The sequence below is a fragment of the Enterococcus sp. AZ196 genome (assembly GCF_050498845.1).
Classification (GTDB): domain Bacteria; phylum Bacillota; class Bacilli; order Lactobacillales; family Enterococcaceae; genus Enterococcus_A; species Enterococcus_A murrayae.
In genome coordinates, this window is sequence record NZ_JBIPAM010000001.1 from 2,013,199 (window position 1) to 2,031,595 (window position 18,397).

General features: G+C 36.5%; 15 protein-coding genes. 1 reads left to right on the top strand and 14 read right to left on the bottom strand.

Annotation, left to right across the window (positions count from 1 at the left end):
- Nucleotides 1-6: 6 nt before the first annotated feature.
- The gene (locus IGI67_RS09675) at nt 7-714 is read right to left on the bottom strand and encodes a helix-turn-helix domain-containing protein (RefSeq protein ID WP_429957560.1); all 708 of its coding nucleotides are present in this window, start codon (nt 712-714) and stop codon (nt 7-9) included.
- A 493-nt stretch (nt 715-1,207) separates the two neighbouring features.
- The gene (locus IGI67_RS09680; RefSeq protein WP_429958626.1) at nt 1,208-2,104 is read right to left on the bottom strand and encodes a glycerate kinase family protein; all 897 of its coding nucleotides are present in this window, start codon (nt 2,102-2,104) and stop codon (nt 1,208-1,210) included.
- A gap of 182 nt (nt 2,105-2,286) precedes the next feature.
- On the opposite strand from IGI67_RS09680, the gene IGI67_RS09685 reads away from it, so the two are divergent.
- Nucleotides 2,287-2,454, top strand: coding sequence for a hypothetical protein (locus IGI67_RS09685; RefSeq protein WP_207108639.1), 168 nt, complete (start codon nt 2,287-2,289; stop codon nt 2,452-2,454).
- Between the two features lie 274 nt (nt 2,455-2,728).
- Here the strand turns inward: IGI67_RS09685 and IGI67_RS09690 are convergent, their stop codons facing one another.
- The 12 genes from IGI67_RS09690 to IGI67_RS09745 form a co-directional block, all read right to left on the bottom strand.
- Nucleotides 2,729-3,535 (bottom strand): DUF4931 domain-containing protein, encoded by an 807-nt coding sequence (locus tag IGI67_RS09690; protein WP_429957561.1) that lies wholly within the window; start codon nt 3,533-3,535, stop codon nt 2,729-2,731.
- A gap of 208 nt (nt 3,536-3,743) precedes the next feature.
- A complete protein-coding gene (locus IGI67_RS09695; RefSeq protein ID WP_429957562.1) occupies nt 3,744-7,274 on the bottom strand; it encodes a SpaA isopeptide-forming pilin-related protein in 3,531 nt (1,176 codons plus the stop codon).
- A gap of 324 nt (nt 7,275-7,598) precedes the next feature.
- On the bottom strand, nt 7,599-8,069 hold the full coding sequence (locus IGI67_RS09700) for a PTS sugar transporter subunit IIA (protein ID WP_429957563.1): 471 nt from the start codon (nt 8,067-8,069) through the stop codon (nt 7,599-7,601).
- 256 nt (nt 8,070-8,325) lie between these two features.
- On the bottom strand, nt 8,326-9,786 hold the full coding sequence (locus IGI67_RS09705; RefSeq protein WP_429957564.1) for a glycoside hydrolase family 1 protein: 1,461 nt from the start codon (nt 9,784-9,786) through the stop codon (nt 8,326-8,328).
- 1 nt (nt 9,787) lies between these two features.
- Nucleotides 9,788-11,164, bottom strand: coding sequence for a PTS transporter subunit EIIC (locus IGI67_RS09710; protein WP_429957565.1), 1,377 nt, complete (start codon nt 11,162-11,164; stop codon nt 9,788-9,790).
- A gap of 92 nt (nt 11,165-11,256) precedes the next feature.
- Nucleotides 11,257-12,033, bottom strand: a complete 777-nt coding sequence (locus IGI67_RS09715) for a MurR/RpiR family transcriptional regulator (protein ID WP_429957566.1) — start codon at nt 12,031-12,033, stop codon at nt 11,257-11,259.
- 288 nt (nt 12,034-12,321) lie between these two features.
- A complete protein-coding gene (locus IGI67_RS09720) occupies nt 12,322-12,543 on the bottom strand; it encodes a hypothetical protein (RefSeq protein ID WP_429957567.1) in 222 nt (73 codons plus the stop codon).
- Between the two features lie 183 nt (nt 12,544-12,726).
- Complete coding sequence (locus IGI67_RS09725) at nt 12,727-13,086, bottom strand: hypothetical protein (RefSeq protein WP_429957568.1); 360 nt, start codon at nt 13,084-13,086, stop codon at nt 12,727-12,729.
- 355 nt (nt 13,087-13,441) lie between these two features.
- Nucleotides 13,442-13,834, bottom strand: a complete 393-nt coding sequence (locus tag IGI67_RS09730; protein WP_429957569.1) for a hypothetical protein — start codon at nt 13,832-13,834, stop codon at nt 13,442-13,444.
- 12 nt (nt 13,835-13,846) lie between these two features.
- Entirely contained in the window at nt 13,847-14,122 is a 276-nt protein-coding gene (locus IGI67_RS09735; RefSeq protein WP_429958627.1) for a deaminase domain-containing protein, read from the bottom strand.
- Between the two features lie 433 nt (nt 14,123-14,555).
- Nucleotides 14,556-15,215 (bottom strand): protein adenylyltransferase Fic, encoded by a 660-nt coding sequence (gene fic, locus IGI67_RS09740; RefSeq protein ID WP_429957570.1) that lies wholly within the window; start codon nt 15,213-15,215, stop codon nt 14,556-14,558.
- A gap of 233 nt (nt 15,216-15,448) precedes the next feature.
- On the bottom strand, nt 15,449-18,187 hold the full coding sequence (locus tag IGI67_RS09745) for a Spaf_1101 family AAA-like ATPase (protein ID WP_429957571.1): 2,739 nt from the start codon (nt 18,185-18,187) through the stop codon (nt 15,449-15,451).
- Nucleotides 18,188-18,397: the final 210 nt, after the last annotated feature.

The window sequence follows — 18,397 nt, forward strand, 5'->3', positions numbered from 1 at the left end:
CTCTGCCTAATTCTCAACTTCAGCCGCTTGTTTTTCTGGAAGATCGTTTTCAAAATAATCAAAAAACTCCTTTTTTAATCGATAGCCTTGCCCCCATACCGTTTGAATTGCTCCATGTCCACATTCATATTCCAGCTTTTCATTTACTTTGGAGACCACCTTTGACAAGCTCGCTAAAACAGACTTATTTGGTTCTTTGTTCCAAATTTGGCGACTGATTTCCTCCCTAGATACTGTTCGATTGCCAGATTGGATCAAATAATCGACTATTTCTTTTTGCTTTAATTTTAAATTCAAATCAGACAGTTTTTGCTTCACACTCATTTTCTGAGCATATTCCTCCTTTTGAAATGCTAAGCGAGAAATTTCAGCAATTAATAAAAGCTCTCGTAATCTTTCCAAGTTTGAGTTTACAGGAATCAAGCCATCAAAATTTGACTCCATCGCTTCATCGCGACGAATTTCAACGACACGGCGAAAAAATTTGAATCGGCCATATTGCATTTTCTGGATCAATTCCTCTACTTCTTTGTCATATAACGATTCACTAAAAATGATTCCGTCAAATTGTAATAAAAATTGCTTGTTAAACCCCTCTTTTTTTAGTGCGGCAATTAAATTATTTGAGCAGTAAACCTCATTTCCTAGTTGTTTTAATTGGGTTTCGAAGGCTTCCTCATAAGAAGGAACCTTGGTTAAAATCAATAACTGCATCATTTTCTCCTTTCTTCATGCTATATTTATGATTGATTCTCTTTAAAAATCATTCGACAAAATAAGCATTTTTATGCTAATTAGATTAACAATTACAAAATATAAAAATATTTTTATAAAATAATTATATTATATAGTTAATTTAAGGTCAAATTATCATTTTAAGTCATTTTTAAATTAATTATTTTTCACCCTTACTTATTATTCTGAGTTATATCTATATAAACCTCATAAGAAAAACAATCTATATCAACGGTAAATGATCGGCAGATTACAAAAAAATAACAGAAAAGCCCTCCTACTTAACAAGGAAATTGGCGAATAGAAGCTTGCTGGCAAGAAAAAAAGAATTTTAACTGATAGAAATATCCCTATTTCTCCTAAATCACCCAACATATCTAGCTAGCTAAAGGATTAAAATTATTCGACTACTTTTTTTCATAAAAAAAAAGACACTCTCCTTCTGAGAATGCCTCGTTCTTGCTATGTATTTTTACTTTATACACAGTACACGTACAATATTTTCAACTAGCTGCTCTAAATTTTCTTCGCCCTTTTTTAAGGCGTCCTCCAATGAACTAGGCTTGGATAAGATACTAAAAATCGCAGTCATTCCTTCTTCGTATAGTGTCTCGACATGTTCACCCATGTGACCAGCGCAAGCAAAAACCGGCTTTTGATGTTTTTCCGCCAGCTTCGCAACTCCATAAGGTGCTTTGCCAAATTTCGTTTGATAGTCTATACTGCCCTCGCCTGTAAAAACATAGTCGGCTTTAACAATCATTTCCTCCAAATGTGTCAACTCGATTACTAACTCAATCCCCGATCGCATCTTTGCCCCAGTAAAGACCAAAAGACCTGCTCCTAATCCACCAGCTGCCCCAGCACCAGGATGATTCTTGATATCTATGCCTAACTCCTTTTTTATAACCTGCGCATAATGAACAAGATTTTCCTCTAGTTTTTCGACAAGGCCAGCTGTTGCTCCTTTCTGCGGAGCGAAAACTACAGATGCTCCATTCGGTCCAGTCAACGGATTCGTTACGTCACTAGCAATAATAATTTCAGTATCCGCGATGCGCGGATCGATCGTCGTTACATCAATTTTTGCTAATTTCGACAATGCGCCGCCGCCAACAGGAAGTTCGTTATTTTCCTTATCCAGTAAGCGAATACCTAATGCCTGTGCCATACCAGCACCGCCATCATTGGTGGCACTGCCGTCAACTAATGCATCAACCGTCCCTTCCCCTCCATCCGCCATTGGGACATGATGTATTTCTGCCTTAGGCAATACTTTTCGAATCCCGCGTTCCATTGCCTCGCAAGCTTTTTTTGCACTCATACTTTCTTTAAAGGAATCTGGTGCTAGTACAAAGACTTTTTCCATCAAGTGCTTTCACCTCCAGTGATCTTGATTCGTTTAGTTAAAGTATCACTTAAAACAGGTCTGCTAAGCAAGCCAAATGAGCTGTCTCTGATGAAGTTTTCCTTAATTATTAGGCAGATAAATTGCTTTCATTTTTTTACCCTGTATACTATGAAGCTAAAATAAAAAAAGCAGGTGATCTTATGTATGTTGTCAAAGTCCTACATGGTTACATTGGTAAAGAAGGTCAGCGCACCCGTGAAAAAGACCCTGAGAAGCTTTGGTTATTCCAAAATAAACAAGAGTCGGACCAGTTCGCAGCGAAAATAGGTGGCCGCAGTAAGCATGTGTCAAAAATAAGAAAAGATTGAACGATCAAAGTGTAGTCAGGACTGACTGCACTTTTTTTAGGAAATCCTTCACCAAAATCGACAATTTAAACTGAAGCTTTGTGATCTAGTATTGAAGTTGGTCAAATTACTAAACATTAAGATAACATCGCAGCTAAAGCTTAACTCAGAATAGTTCAAACAAATTCTTAATGATTGCACAGATACATTTATTTTCTATATAAAGCAAGCAGCAATCAGACTAGATTTGATTGCTGCTTTTAGGACTTTCTTTTATAAATAAAAATCAAAACGCTTAATTCATAGGATTCTTTTCAGTCTCGTTTAAAGTCAAAAATGCTTTTAACTCTCCTCCAAGCTTGCTTAAATGATCATCACTAAAGGTTTGCGACAGGCGGTAGCCCACAAAGTAAGGCGAATCAATAAATCTTGGTACTACCTTTGCGATCAGCTTTCCCTCTCTTTCAAAGAAAAAGAGATTAAAGCTATCGCAGCGTCCTTGAAAATAGCGCTGTAAAACGTAACAAACAAGCTGCTGCAAATAATCTGCGAATAGCTCCGTATTTTCATCCCGTTCAGCAAGCAGATTGATCTCTAAAAAGCCCATTGTTGGATACTTAGATAGAGTAACTGAAATATTTTTATACTCTAGCACGAGAACGCCCTCAAACGTTTCCTTCTGAATCTGGCTCTCTCCATCCAGATTTTCTAATCCCACGATCTGCATATGCGGGTGCTTTAAAGAGCCTCCTGATAATGGTCCATGATTTTTATAAAACAAGACAGATTGATAACGCGAATCGTTTTTCATCTGCTTCCAGCATTTTAACGCAAACTGAATCAGATGGCGATTTTCTTCTTTTGTATAGGTAGAAATATCGCTGTTATGAGCCTTGCTTTCAATAATCAAGGTTTGCGAAGTATCGTTTAAGGTGGGATATTTGTTTTTGATCCAGAGAAACTCTCCCTCTTTAGCCAGAATATTCTCTTTTTCCGCGTAATCACAAAATGGACAGCCTGCTATCTCAGCTTTCATATGTCGCGGTTTTCCTTGTGCTGCCACATGAGAAAAAATTAGCGGCATTTCATTTTTTTCTATCATTAATAAAAACTCCTTCGTCTAAAGTATAATTCTTTGAACGAGTTGAGGCTACTTTTTTATCATAGAGAAGAAAAGAACCAAATGAATCGTAGCGAAAAATCATATCAGAATAAACATTCCTTGTTTGTCAAAATGATAAGTAAAAAGGAGTCTGTGGCATATACTGGTGCCGCAGTCTCCTTTTATTTATTTCTTGGTTATTTCGAGATTAGCGTCTTTGTTTCCTTTCTTTTTGTCTATAGAATAGGTAGCTAGCAGAAAACAATAAACCTATACCAGCCATCATTATTAGAGGTTCAGGCTCATCATTTGTTTTAGGATAGGCTGTTTTGCTGTGAATCTTAGATTTAGATTCATCGCCTCTTTTATTAGCATAGCCTTGATTTCTATCCTTATTGTTTGATACCTGAGTACCTGAGACCTTCTTATTTACCATATTCAACATCAAAAGCTGTGAGTGGTTCTCCTTATTGATCGTAAATACGACTGGTGTTCGGTCTAATTCATAGCCATTTAGACTCTTCTTTTCAACAAATTGATACGTACCAAACGCTAGATCCTTTACAAAGATCCGTCCAAATTTATCTGTTTTATAGGTATCCACTACTGTTCCATCTCTTTTTTCTAGAGTAAAGACTACTCCAGCCAAAACTTTCCCAGTATCCTTGTCTCGCTTTTCTAGAGAAACTTGTCCCAAATCACTCTTCTTTTTATAATTCTTTATCGTGAGACTATTCTTATCCGTTTGATCATTGGTTACAAATACATGATGAATAGCTCCATCAAGCTGATAACCAGCTGGGGCCTTGATTTCAATCACCTCATATTTTCCTAATGGCAAGTTATTGAAATAGGCTTCACCGCTTTCATTTGTTCCAGCTTTTTGTCTGAATTCTCGTTCGTGATCATTACGAATAGCAAACTCAGCTCCGGCCAGAGGCGTCCCATCCTCGTCAACCTTAATAATTTTTGCGCTGCCTAATTGTTCCTCTGTCTTTTTGTTTTCCCATTTCGAAATCACTATGGGGGCTTGTTCATTATAGCCAACGTTGATTTTTTTCACTAAATTTGTGGTGCTGTATCCGTCTGGAGCTTTCAGCTCTCTGACTTCATAAATCCCTTGAGCCAGATCATCAAAACGAATTTCCCCCTGATTATTTGTGATCTTTTCTAAATACTCCTTTTGGCCTAGCGCTCGAATACCGAATGTTGCTCCGCTCAAAGGCAATCCTGTATTTTTGTCAGTCTTTTCAATTTTCAGGCTTCCCTTTTTCGTGATCTCCGTTTTTTGATTCGTCCAATTGCCAATATTTAAGTCTTGACCACCCTCACTGATTTTCACTACCAGCGGCCGCGGTGTCAATTCATAGCCAGCTAAAGTCGTTAGTTCCGCTACGGTATAATAAGCACCCGGCTTCAAATCAGTAAATGTAACGATCCCCTGCTCATCCGTTTTCTTCTTTATAAATTCTCGCTGACCAAATTCTCTGACACCAAACTCTACACCTGTTAACGGCTCGCCTGTTGATGCATCAATTTTTGTTAGTTGGATACTGCCACTTTTTTCTTTCTTTGGCTCATTGGTTAGTTCAATTGACTCTTTCTTTTCATGATTTCCAACATAGATGATGTGCGGCTGTCCATCAATTTGATAGCCATCAGGGGAAGTCAATTCAACAAGCTCATAATAGCCGGGAGTTAATTTATTGAAATCAGCTCTGCCATCTTCGTCTGTAGTTTCTTTAATAAATTCATGCTGCCGCAAGCCTCTAAGTCCAAAGACTGCTCCCGATAACTCTTCATGGTTTGTTCCATCCGTTTTATGAACTTCAATCCCAGCCGCAGCAACTTCACTTTTTGTATCCTCGGCTTCTAGGGTGACTTCAGGAGTATTTTCATCAATCGTAACCTTATGAACTGTTGGAGATAGTTCGTATCCTGCTGGTGCCTTTGTCTCGACGATCTCATATTCCCCATAATCCAACCCGCTGAACGAAAGATTCCCATCTGCTCCAGTTAATTGAACATCAATGAACTTTGATGCAGCTTTTTTTCTGATACCAAACTCAGCTCCCGCAAGCGGCCCGTTCGTTTCACTGTCTCGCTTATGTAAACTGACTGCTCCTTCTTTCTCCTGCTCGATTTCCGGCAGCCAAGGATTGTAAAAGTTATGAATTTCCATTCCATCTCGTTGATGAAGATTCTTAACAAATACATACCCATTGATACTGCCGGAATGATACACCACTGTAGCATTCGGCGCGATGATACTCCCTATCGTAAAGCTGTGGTAATAATTTTTTCCATTGTCTTTTCCATAGTTGTCTGCTCCGCTGTCGCTTATCCCGGACTTCGTTGTATCAGGATATGTACCGTCATCCTCTAGATAATTTGTAATACTTTTAGCATTGGGAAAGTAAAAAGATACCTTGCTGGCTAACTGACTATAGGTTCCTGCGTCCTGCTGACTCGCTCCTGCCAAACTAGTACCGTTCATTACGACTTTTTCTGCCGCAGAGTCCACAATGATTTGTTTGTACTGTTCCCCCTTTAAGTATTCCTCCGGGATAGACAAGGTCTTGAGCTCTAATGGGGTCTTCTCATCGGTCAGCTTCAAGATAAGAACCTGCGGATCTAAAGCTGAGGCGATCAACTTGATTCCAGAGCCTTCGTAAACAGTCTTGCCAAGATGTGTGGTAAGCTCCTCTAACTTAGTTACCATTTGATTTTCCTGCGACTGCAATCGAGCGAAAGTGCTATCAATCACACTGTCGTCTGCTTTATACGCAACAGCAGAAAACCACTCTCCTAAGTTCTTATAAATCCAATCAGTCATATTGGAGCGGCCCACTAGCCAGCCTTGTGTCTTGCCATTCGTTGTTCGGTTTTCAACAACCGGTTTCACCCATTCACTGGTGGCACGATTATCGATCTTTCCTCCAATCAAAACATTCACATATTGGTCCTCTCTGATTGGCTCTCCGATGGTTGTATTGTTTTCCCGAAAAGAAGCACCATAGGTAAATGTTTGCAGGTCATCTGGAAAGAGACTATCCCCTTTAACTGCTATAGCTCCTTCAGTATCAGCCATATTGGCAGAATGCTGTCCTGTTAAATAGGCATTATAGTCCCAAAGATTTCCAAGCTTAGCTGCATCACTTTCAGAGAGCTGATGTAACGTTGCCCCTCTAGCTGCACCGATCTTTTCATTTCCACTAGGTGCTTGCTTTGAGAAACCTTCAGCGCTCGATGAATCACTAGTTCTTTTTTGAGTTTGGCTATCCCTCGTACTCGAAGCTTGTATATCTGCAGAATCTGCTGCTCCAGAAATAGTTGAACTTACGATCGGCTGCGTGCTGCTAGTTGCGGTCGCCTCCAAAATATTCACAGTCATCGATTTACTTTCTAAAATTTGATTCTCAAAAGTTCTATTAGCGGTTATCGTATATTTTCCCGCTTTGTTTGCTTTATATTTATAGACTGCAATATCCTCAGTTGATTTTTCTTTTGTCAAACTTAGACCAGTGTTAGGTGTGATTTCGACTGTAACCTGTTCAGGATTGCTGGCTGAAATCGTCAAATCACCCTGATCGCCGACTCTGGCGGGTTGTGGTTTAAAGGTCAGGTCCATTGTTTCATCCGCCGCCGCTTGATTCTCCGAAAAAGCAGAAAAAATGAAGGGCAGCAATAGCATCCCGACAAAAAATAATTTCCCTAGTCTTTTTATCATTTTAAACATGTCTATTCCTCCTTTGGTGGGAGTATATAGCCAGGCTAATAATCTTTCAAGAGATTGATACTGCTGCAAAAATACGTTCAAAAAGAACACTTTTTTTCCTTTCTATTGCTCTTTTTTTACTTTATTTTTACTGCTATAAAAGCCAAGACAAACTACATTCAGATTTTCAAAAAATAAAAATAACAAAAAGCCAACAGAGTTTCCCGCTGTTGACTTTTTGGATCTATCCATTTAAAAAAAAGGAATAAAGTCCACTGGTATTCTTTTGATACAACAAACACCTGCTTCTTTCTTATCAGCTTATATAATGGCCAATATCCAAGCTTATTTAATAGTCATTATCACCGATTCTCCAGCAATCAGCTCCTTTGCTTCCGTACCAACTTCTAATGAAAAGCTTTTTGTATTCGTCACGATTACCATGACAGTATCCTTTAGTCCTGCCTCTTTTATTATTTGTGGATCAAACTTCAGTAACTCCGTCCCCTTCTTCACCTGGTCTCCCTCACTCACTAAAGTAGAAAAGCCCTGATTTTTCAATGAAACCGTATCGATTCCCACATGAATCAATAGCTCGCAGCCATTCTTTAAACGCAAACCCATGGCATGTCGCATGTTTGGACTTGCACTGATGATCTCTGCATCGACGGGAGCTACAATCGTTCCTCCTGTCGGTATGATCCCACAGCCCTGTCCCATCATGCCACTTGAGAATACTTCATCCTCTACCTCTGTTAAATCAACGAATCTTCCTTCAACAGGTGCATAAATCTCCCTTTTTTTATTCCAAAACATCTTGTTTCTCCCTTCCCTTTTACTGCTGTAAATGTAAATGCTTTCAGCCTTAAAAGCAATATGAGCGCCAAGTTATGGACCTGAGTCCATAAAGTGGAACAGCTTTTACGCAGGTTTAAGTGGTCAAAAAATAGTTGCTTTACAAGCAAAACAAACGGGACGCAATCAATTTGCATCTCGTTTGTTCACCCGCAGGCTCAGTAAATATAGTTTCGCATATCCTTCGAATAAAAAGAGCGGTCCATGGCAAAATAAATTAGTCTAATTTTTCACCATTACATGCGATAACCTTTTTATACCAAAAGAATGAATCTTTCTTATATCGATCGTAAGTCCCATTCCCCAAATCATCCGCATCTACATAGATCAGGCCATATCGCTTTTTAAATTCTCCAGTCCCAGCTGATACAATATCAATTGCACTCCAGCAGGCATAGCCTATCAAATCAACGCCATCTTCAATTGCTTGAGCCATAGCCTTGAAGTGTTCTCTCATGTACTCAATTCGATGTGTATCATGAATCGCCCCATCCTCTTCCATAGTCTCATAAGCACCTATTCCATTTTCAACAATCATCAAAGGCTTTTCATAGCGAGCATAATACTCATTGAGCAACCATCTCAACCCTTGCGGATCAATTGTCCATCCCCATTCTGTCGCTTCCAATAATGGATTTTGCATGCCAAAATCAGTTGATCCTTCATGCTTCTCCAACTCATCGGTTGAACAATCTGTGCGATAGTAACTAAAGCTGATGAAATCAACCGTTCCATTTTCTAAGACTCTGTAGTCCTCTTCAGGAATAGAAAGATTGATGTCATTTTCTTTCCAATATCGATTCGCCCAATAGGGATACTTGCCTTTACACATGACATCCATACAGTAATAATTCCAAATTTCCATATCTCGTTGAGCAGCCGCTACATCTCCAGGCTTACATGACAATGGATAAAAGGCAAAGCCGCACATCATGCAACCTACTTCATTATTCGAATCAATTTCATGGGCTAGTTGAACAACCTTCGCACTGGCAACAAATTCATGATGAAGTGCTTGAAAACGCTTGTTGATATCTTCTGCAGTTGCATCGGCATCATGCATAACGATTTGTCTATGTTTCGGTAAGATTCCGGAGGTAATTAATTCTCCGTATGAAATAGTTCCAAAGTTGATTTCATTATGTGTCAGCCAGCGAGTAACCAATCCCTTGTATTCCGTCAAAATTGTTTCAGCGTATCTTAAAAATAAGTCAATGACTTCTCGATTCGCCCAGCCGCCATATTTAACACAGATATTCCATGGAATATCATAGTGAGTCATTGTGACAGTAGGTTCAATATTATGTGAACGGCATTTTTCAAATAATCTTCTATAGTAATCCAATCCCACTTGATTTGGTTTTTCATCATCCCCATTCGGGAAAATGCGTGACCAGTTAATTGATAAGCGATAGGTTTTAAAGCCCATTTCCGCGAATAATTCAATGTCTTCTTCAAAACGATCATACTGCATACAGCCTTTATGACTTGGATAAAAATGCTGTTCTGGATCGATCGAATCAGTTACTTTACGGGGATGTTCACGATCGCCATTAGTACAATGATCAAGTACTGAGGCACCCTTTCCATCTTTATCCCAAGCGCCTTCACACTGCGTCGCAGCGGTAGCTCCTCCCCATAAGAACCCTTTTGGAAATACATAGTTATTTGTCTTCATATTATTCCTCCACTCTTTCTTTGATTCCTATAATTCTCGTTGCAATAAAGGCACTGACAAAAGCTAGCAGCATGGTTCCAACAGCCATAATCAGATTTGTGTGAGTCCCATCCGGATTAATAAAAGCAACAATGCTTGCTACACCGGGCGAAACAAAAGCATATTCCGCGACATGGGTAAATCCAGCAAATAGACCGCCAATACCGCCACCAATAGCAGCACTTATAAACGGCTTTTGGTAAGGGATCAACACCCCAAAAATAGCCGGCTCTGTGATTCCAAAAACCGCTGTTAATCCCGATGAAAAGGCCATTGCTCTTGTATCTTTCTCCTTCAGCAAAGTCATCGCAGCTATCGCAGCGCCTCCAATTGCCAAGTTTCCGGCCAACATTCCCGGCATAATAAAATTCTCAAAGCCATTTTCGGAAAAGGCAAGAAAGATCGCCGCATACAATCCTGTCCCGGTTCCTGTAAACACTAAAAGGGCACATACTGCTCCAATCACTCCTACAGAAAGCCAACCAAGATTGACATTCAGCCAAACCAGCCCTGCACCAATCCACTGCCCTAGCCAGGTTCCGATCGGGGCTAAGCAGATTAACGTTACTGGAACAGTGATAATCATAGTCAACAATGGAACAAAGAAAAATTTTATTTCCTTAGGAATATATTTATCTAAAGGCTTGTAAATCACGGCCATAAATAAAACACCAAAAATGACAGGTAAAATAGTACTGCCGTAATTTGCAGTAGTTATTGGCACTCCGAGAAAATCTAATTTTTCTACTCCGTTAAGATCGGGGGAAACCAATATTGCTCCCAATAAAGAACCCAGCATTGGATTGATAGTAAGTTTTTTCGCCGCATTGTAGCCAATAAATATCGGTAGGAAAGTAAAGGCAGCAGAATAAATCGCATTAAAAACTGTATAAGTCCCAGTGTCCGTCGATAGATTAAAAAAGGTCTTGCACATCACCAGAACGGCACTCATCATTCCTCCTGCTACTATAATTGGCAGCGTTGGCAAGACTGTTCCGGCAATAAAATCAGTAGCAATCAAATAGTAATTTTTTTTCTCTTTTTTCTGCTGCTCAGTATTTTTACCAGCTTGCTCTTCCTTGTTAACGCTTCCAAAATCTCCCAACTTACTAAACTCTAAGTACACAGAGCTTACATTGGTACCAATAATCACTTGGTACTCGTTTTCATTTTTAACTAATCCCAAAACACCTTTTATTTTCTTTACGTCAGCTTCATTGACCTTTTCTTCATTTTTGATAGTTAGACGCAGCCTGGTAGCACAATGAGTTGCAACTGAGATGTTCGTTTCGCCGCCAAAGCTTGACAAAATTTCTCTACTTAATTCTTTATCCGACATAAAAATCCCTCCTTATTGTGGCTTCTATCTGCAGATAGTAATTTCGAATTCAGTTATAGTCTAACAAATGTGGTCAAAAAAAAAGGGGCAGATTATGTCCCCTTTTTTACTTGCCTTTGATATTCATGATATACGACATCCAAATAATACTCGATGGCTAGGGTGTGATAGACTGTTTTTGAGGAAGGCGAGCCAACCTCTCCCATTGGAAGGATCAAATCAAAATTACTCAACATGTTCGAATCTTCGATAGAGGTCATGATGGCTTTTCTACACTCTAATTGATTGATCAAATCATTCATTTGATAAATGAAGCTGCCTAATACTGAGATAACGATAACTAAATCGTCGGGATCGATCCTCTTGAGTACCTTGCTGTCAGAAAAGTTATAGGAAACGATCCGAACCATCTTACCGGAAAAAATCATCTCCTTTTGAAACTCTAAACACCTTGCTCCATAAATATCCGAAACCAGAAAAACAATCTCTCTAGACTCAATAATAGCTTCGACAACCTCCTCAACTTCTCCGCCAATTCTATTTCTAAGATGGGTTGTCATTTGAGTGATCTGATTGGCTAAATACTCTGGGTAATTGCTCTTTTCTTCAAATTGAAGATAGTAATCGTATTGCTCATGATCTTTTTTAAGATGACGAAAATTATCAAAACCAATAAACTTAGCAAATCTGCGGATAGAGGTTCTAGTCACAAAGCATTCATCCGCCGCATCAAAAATATTGATTTCATCTAATCTGTCAAAGTGTTTTAAAAAATACTTCGCTATAATCACCTTTGAATCATCTTCATCGTAATTATTAATAATCCCTAAAAGAGAATTCAACAGTCCATATTTATTTAAATCATTCATATTTTTCACCCTATCTTCAGCTATCGATATAGTAAAACTGTCTGCAAGGTCACTATCCTAGGTTATTCATGTCAACTATTCTAGTGAACTGCATCCATCCAATTGTTCTTCATATGACCATTTCCCCTTGCTGTCCTAATGATAATTATATAGGCAAAGTTGAAAAATAATAAGACATTAGAGTAAATTTGTCTTTTCAGCTATCAAACGGTGTGGAACTATCACTACTCTGCTATCCTCCGAATAAATGCCTAAAAATGCACACAATTAAGTGATCTTTCAGAGAACCTAAAAATAAGAGGCCAAAACTAGATAAGTTTCTGACTCTTTGCGGTATGCTTTTCTCGATAAGTAAAAAACACAAGGCTCAACTTTAAAAACAGTTGAGCCTTGTGTTTCTTTTATCTGGTTAAAGTTCATTGTTCTTGAAAAATCAAGATTTTGCCAAATCCAATCTAATCCTATCTCTTCAGCAAAAGGGATAGAGCTATTTTGGCGAATGTCATTCAATCCGTTTGTCTTATATTCGTTAATTGAATTTTCAATGTATTTTTGATACTAGTTATGATCTCTACAAAAAAGGAGACGAATACTTTCGTCTCCTGAATCTTTCATAAAATGTCTTGCTTTTTTTAGCTATGATTCAAACTATATCAGAAGAAGGTACTGATCATTTCTCCTTTAAGAACTCTCTTAATTTGGTAATTCTTCTAACTCTTTTTCCAATCTCTTAATTTCGTCGTTCACTAGATCAATGGATTTTTGAGTTTCAGAAGCTGCCTTTGCTAACTCTGATTGTATTTCAGGCGAGTCGTCTTGTTCAACCAAATTTTTTGTATCATTCGCCAATTTTTCCATGTCGACTATTGTTTCTCGACACCGCTGAATGTCTGCAATAATCTTTTCTCTTTTTTCGGCTATTTCCTCACGAGACATAGAACTTGATGACTGAGTAGTCGTCTCTGTCTTATTTTCGACAGACTTTGTCTGATTAGTACACCCTGTCAAAAATACTCCCCAAACCAATAATCCCAAAAGCACTAATTTTTTCATTTTATTCTCCCTTTTAACTTTATATCAAAGTCCATCATACCAATAAATATCCTCTAATTAAATAACTTTGTGAAACCAATCGACTAATTGCGGGTCAACGTCAATACCTGTATTGGTTCGTAGTTCCTATTTTTTCTCGTCATGATTACGCACTTCTTTCGATCATTTTTTTCCTACTTATCATCTAATTATTTATCGTTAGTATTCCGCTGGTAACATAATCTGATGCGTTTAATCGTCTTTAATCGATGATTGGGCCTCATAGGAATAATATATAAGTATTTTTTTAATCGTTACTGAAACTTCAATAGCTTGTCTATCCAATTAGCTAGGAATCTTTTTTGATTCTAATTTTTTATGGTTTTTGATTGAGAATATAATCAATCCTAGACCTAACATCTACACTAGTTTCTACGACATCAAACTCTTCTTTGTTTTTGATAAGATAGACTTCAAAATCCTGTTTCAATTGATTAAATTGAACGTTTTCTGGATCAAACAAATCATCGAAGTTAAAATCTAATTTTTCATATAAAAAATCAGGCAATCCTTTTCTAGCTATTCCTTCAAGAGCCAGAATAATCAAGTAAGAATATTTTATTGTCTTACTTTTATTTATATTCTGCCACTCTTCTTCAATAATTTTTGCACTAGCTTGTGTAAATGTAAATCCATCTACATTTATATATTCATCTAAATCTAGTTTAATAGCTTCTATTATCTCTTCATGTGTTGGCAATTCTCTCATTAACAAAGTATCTCATTTCAATGTATTATTTGTGAATATGTTTATTTTAATATTTTGAAATTTTCCCCTAAATTCTAATACTATATTCGTACAACTTTGACAACAATCTAATTCCGAAAAAATATTGATCTCACCTTCTAATTTTAGATCTTTTATTCTAGAAGCAATAGCTTCTGTGTCATTGTATCTAGAATAACCATCATTTACATAATTCTTAAAAATTCTATCTTTCTCTGATGGAGCAAGTGAAAAATCAGCTATATATCCTAAAGAACTCTTCGAATGAATTTGGCTATGTGCTCTAAATTTCTTTACGGATCAACGATAATACCCGTATCATTTAGTCCTGCATTTTCTCCCGAAAAGCCTATGATATCAGTACAAATCAGTACATTGGTCACTTGTGATACGGCTCCGCGTATCGTAAGTGAATGATATTTACACAACTCTTTGTTAGGAACATCTGAAAATAAAAACCACCATTATAATGCCTGATACACAACTTATAATGGTGGTTTATTAGTATTACTTTCATTTGAAAAAGTTGTTCGGTCGTGCTTTTCAGACCACTCTTTGCTTACACCCATTGGTTATTACTTGGATACTTCTGATCCATAAACGTCCTTACTCTTTAATCAGAGTATTTTGATTTAAAGCACCTTCTATTTTCTCAACTTACTAATAGAGGCTAATTCAGTTACCCCATTCAAGATATCCGATATCATAGATCCTCTGTTTTAAATTCAGTATAACCTTCATAGTAATAACTAGCATCAATCCCCTTAAAGAAGGTTTCGTGATCATCAATTTTGTCAGTTAAGGCTGGTTTCAACAGTTCTTTGATTGGAAGATCATTTACAGGACTCATGATCATTGCTGAAAGATATTTGTCTTTGTCTACTTCATTCCAGTCTACAACTTTGCCTATTTCTTTCTTCAATATCTGATCCAGCCATATTCTAGTAGCTCGACCGTTTCCTTCTCTAAAAGGATGAGCAATATTCATCTCTACGTATTTTTCAATAATCTGTTCGTAATTGTTTTGATCAAGCTTTTCAATTTCTACCAAGGCAGGTTTAAGATAGAGCACAGGAGCGAACCTAAACTGACCCTTTGCTATATCAACATTTCGAGTTTTACCTGCAAAATCATAAATATCTTGAAATAAATATTGGTGAACTTGAGACAGTCCTTTAAAAGTACCTATTTCAAAGGAATCAATTACCCTATTTTCTACAAGTTCTTTTGCTCTGATTTTAGTTGTTTTTTCTTCCACTCTAGCAAGTTCTGCTTGATTATCTATACCGAGCAGGTTCTTTAATATAGCCACAAAAATTTCTCCCCTCCAAATAACTATTATTTTGATTAAATCCACAAACATTTGCATAACTACCGTTCATTGATTTATTAATTGGATCTGTATAATCTAAATAACAAACTAAATCTCTTATATCTTACTTCATGTTCTACTTTTTAAATGCTAAATTAAAATTAGCTAGATCAGTATTTTTGCTATTTTTTATAATTAATCAAGCCCCCCTAAGTCTATTTCAAATATAAAACTGGACAAAGTAGTTATTATTATTGATCTAACATAAAGTTTAAAAATAGTAATCAATTTTCAGTGTTCGGATCAATATTAGAAATGACTTTTAGTATTTTTTCCAACTGTCTCATATTTGCATTACCAGTCTTTTCTTCAAGTACTTCAACAATTTGCTCAACTAAAGAATTACTCTCGTATATTTTCCTCGTGGGATCATTCCATTCAGTACTAACATTTTTCCGAAGAATAGCGCTATATAGATAAACCTTATCAATAAAGGCTGCATTTCCTCCCTCAAGAATGTTCACTACCTGTCTCACAATTTTCTTATCAGCCATATATCCATTGACAGCCGGCCATCCTTTATCGTTATCTGATTCCATAACGATAACCTGCTCTGAACCGCTATTCATTACAATTGTTGAATTGTGTGAAGCAAGAATAACTTGCCGTTTTAATTTCAGTTGACGCAAATCCTTCACTAAATTTTTATAGATATATGGATTATCCAAATTATCCTCAGGCTGATCTACAATAAAAGGCGCATCATCTTTTGTAAACTCACTAAAGGTAAGAACAAATGATAGAATGGCAACTACTTTTTGACCCATTGATAAATCGGTGATGTTTCTAAAATTTTTGCCGCTAGTATTGATATGTTCACGGTTATTAATGTTGAATTCTAATTCAAAGCAGTCACTCTCTTTTACGTAATTTTTGAGAAAGTTTCGCATGTAGTTTAGTCCAGTTTCTTCAAATAGAACATCACGAACCTCTTCAAAAAACGAAATTCTATTATCCACGTTATCAACAAATTTACGATTGCTTTCAATAATTTTTTGAGTTCTATTTTCAAAGTAAGTATTTAAGTTTGCAGCTTTCTCTAAAATAGCGAACTCCTTATTCCAGAAAAGCTCTAATACTTTAAAAGGGTCTCCAATTTCAATTGTTAATTTATTTAGATAAGCAGATAAATTTTGATGTTTTATAGCATATCTCTTAAAAAATCTTTGGTTTGCATAATGATTTACGCCCAAAGTTGAAATCCATTCAAAGTGAGTATCATTCATAGATTTATGGGAAAAAATTACTTTCAATTTATCCTCTTGTTGACAATTATAATCCAGTAATATTTGTTCAATATTTTTCTTTCTCTTTTCAAGAATATCGGGTATAGTCATATATTTTTCAAGCACGCCTTGAAAACCATCTTTAAAAGTACTAATCCCTCTAACTTTCTTGATTTTTTTGTAATCATAGATTGTACTTTGAATGAATTTTGTCATATACGATTGATTTCCAGCTATATTAACTAATTCATTAATTGTAAATTTCCTTGTATAAAGTTTATCTAGTACCTGCTTAGTTTTGGTTACTTCAGTTGCAATCTTTCCATCAAAAGTAAAAACTTGGACTCTATCACTTATCGAGGTTTTTCTTAATACTTTCTCGTAAACTTCTGGATTCTCTTGACGATCAAACTGAGAGTGATCATTACGATATCCAAATAAGTTTCCCAAAAATTCTTTATTGCTTTCTTTAAAGCTAGAGAAGAAGAAAATATAATAATCTTCCCCTTCATGATGGTAAACCACACAACAGGTTCCTTGATTTAATATTTTTGATAATTCGCTTCTGCTATCTACAACTTGAGAGGTAACGTAGCCAATTATATTTAGTATTGTACTTTTACCGGAACCACGCCCTCCGATTATTGAATTGAAGTTAGGTGAAAATTTTAAAATCATACTGTCCTGATCTTTTCCCCGTAAAAATTCACGTCCTTCAACATAGAGTGCCTTGATAAATTTACTTGGATTTTTTACATGCTCATAAGATACTGATAGATCGAAATCTTTTAACGCTGCGTCTATAGCATTAAAATCCATAATATCACCCTTAACATAAAAAAACTTTTCATTAAGTTCTTCTACTGTGTGAGCATCGTTATCGATCACATAATTAAAAGGTCGCTTAGTTATTCCACGAATGCGATTTCTCGTAGCTTCAATTTGGTTGGTGTCCGTAACACCAATAATCGAAAATAAACTTGAATTGAATAGTTGTGTTTTATACGTTCTTGTTAAAAAATTGGCTTTAAATATATCAGAACTATTAATATGAGCAATATACCCAATTGCACCAATCTGACCAAAATGTTCAAACACATCATAGGTCATCCTTATTGTTCCGTCGGCGGGTGATATAATATTTTCTCTCATCCACTTTCTCATTGCACTTATTTGACTCTGGTTTCCTTGGTTTAGTATGCCAACAACATGATTTTTATCAGAACAAGATATCTCTATACCAAGCTCAACTCTAGTTCTCACTTCATAATCTGGTCGCTCTCTTCTTAATATTCGAATGGCTTTTTGAAGCTTCGCATGTCCTAAAAGTGTATTGTGATCACATACTAAAACAAGTTCAATACCTTGTTTTAAAATACAATGACCTAAAATTAAAAATGAAAGAAACTCATCTGCATTAGTATAAGTATCAACCTCCAATAACTTTTTAAAATCAGAAATTTCATACTCGTCGTTCAAAATCAAATCGTAGTGTTTAGCAATCTTCAACAGCTCTGAAGATGTAAACTCTCTCCATGACTTTATTTCTTTTTCACGTTTAATTCCGAGTAATTCCATTGTCTCTTCATTTATCAACTTAAAATCATGTGACTCTGGTGTGTGCACATGAAAAACAGTTTTCCTAAATTGTCCACCTGCATTGGATTCACTGATTGTTTTATAAAGTTCCGAAATTACGTCCTTTGATTTTACAGGTTTTTTTTCTAATTTTTCCATTTTAATAGGCCATCCTTTTCAGTATCTTATAGACGAAAGCACAGCATATTGAATACTAAAATAATGCTGAATATCTCAAAAAAGCGAAAATACGTACCCGTATTACAAACAGGATTATACTGATAGAATTGTCTGTATAATTCATCTAACTGATCGGCTATTTTTTCTGATTCAATTTTCTGCTGTATTCAGATTCATCTGAAAAGAAAG

What these genes read in the sequence shown, in the direction of transcription:
- IGI67_RS09710 (WP_429957565.1), bottom strand. Translation starts at nt 11,164, where the DNA reads ATGTCGGATAAAGAATTAAGTAGAGAAATTTTGTCAAGCTTTGGCGGC.
- IGI67_RS09715 (WP_429957566.1), bottom strand. Translation starts at nt 12,033, where the DNA reads ATGAATGATTTAAATAAATATGGACTGTTGAATTCTCTTTTAGGGATT.
- IGI67_RS09680 (WP_429958626.1), bottom strand. Translation starts at nt 2,104, where the DNA reads ATGGAAAAAGTCTTTGTACTAGCACCAGATTCCTTTAAAGAAAGTATG.
- IGI67_RS09675 (WP_429957560.1), bottom strand. Translation starts at nt 714, where the DNA reads ATGCAGTTATTGATTTTAACCAAGGTTCCTTCTTATGAGGAAGCCTTC.
- IGI67_RS09745 (WP_429957571.1), bottom strand. Translation starts at nt 18,187, where the DNA reads ATGGAAAAATTAGAAAAAAAACCTGTAAAATCAAAGGACGTAATTTCG.
- IGI67_RS09700 (WP_429957563.1), bottom strand. Translation starts at nt 8,069, where the DNA reads ATGTTTTGGAATAAAAAAAGGGAGATTTATGCACCTGTTGAAGGAAGA.
- IGI67_RS09690 (WP_429957561.1), bottom strand. Translation starts at nt 3,535, where the DNA reads ATGATAGAAAAAAATGAAATGCCGCTAATTTTTTCTCATGTGGCAGCA.
- IGI67_RS09730 (WP_429957569.1), bottom strand. Translation starts at nt 13,834, where the DNA reads ATGAGAGAATTGCCAACACATGAAGAGATAATAGAAGCTATTAAACTA.
- IGI67_RS09695 (WP_429957562.1), bottom strand. Translation starts at nt 7,274, where the DNA reads ATGTTTAAAATGATAAAAAGACTAGGGAAATTATTTTTTGTCGGGATG.
- IGI67_RS09705 (WP_429957564.1), bottom strand. Translation starts at nt 9,786, where the DNA reads ATGAAGACAAATAACTATGTATTTCCAAAAGGGTTCTTATGGGGAGGA.
- fic (WP_429957570.1), bottom strand. Translation starts at nt 15,215, where the DNA reads ATGTTTGTGGATTTAATCAAAATAATAGTTATTTGGAGGGGAGAAATT.
- IGI67_RS09685 (WP_207108639.1), top strand. Translation starts at nt 2,287, where the DNA reads ATGTATGTTGTCAAAGTCCTACATGGTTACATTGGTAAAGAAGGTCAG.
- IGI67_RS09725 (WP_429957568.1), bottom strand. Translation starts at nt 13,086, where the DNA reads ATGAAAAAATTAGTGCTTTTGGGATTATTGGTTTGGGGAGTATTTTTG.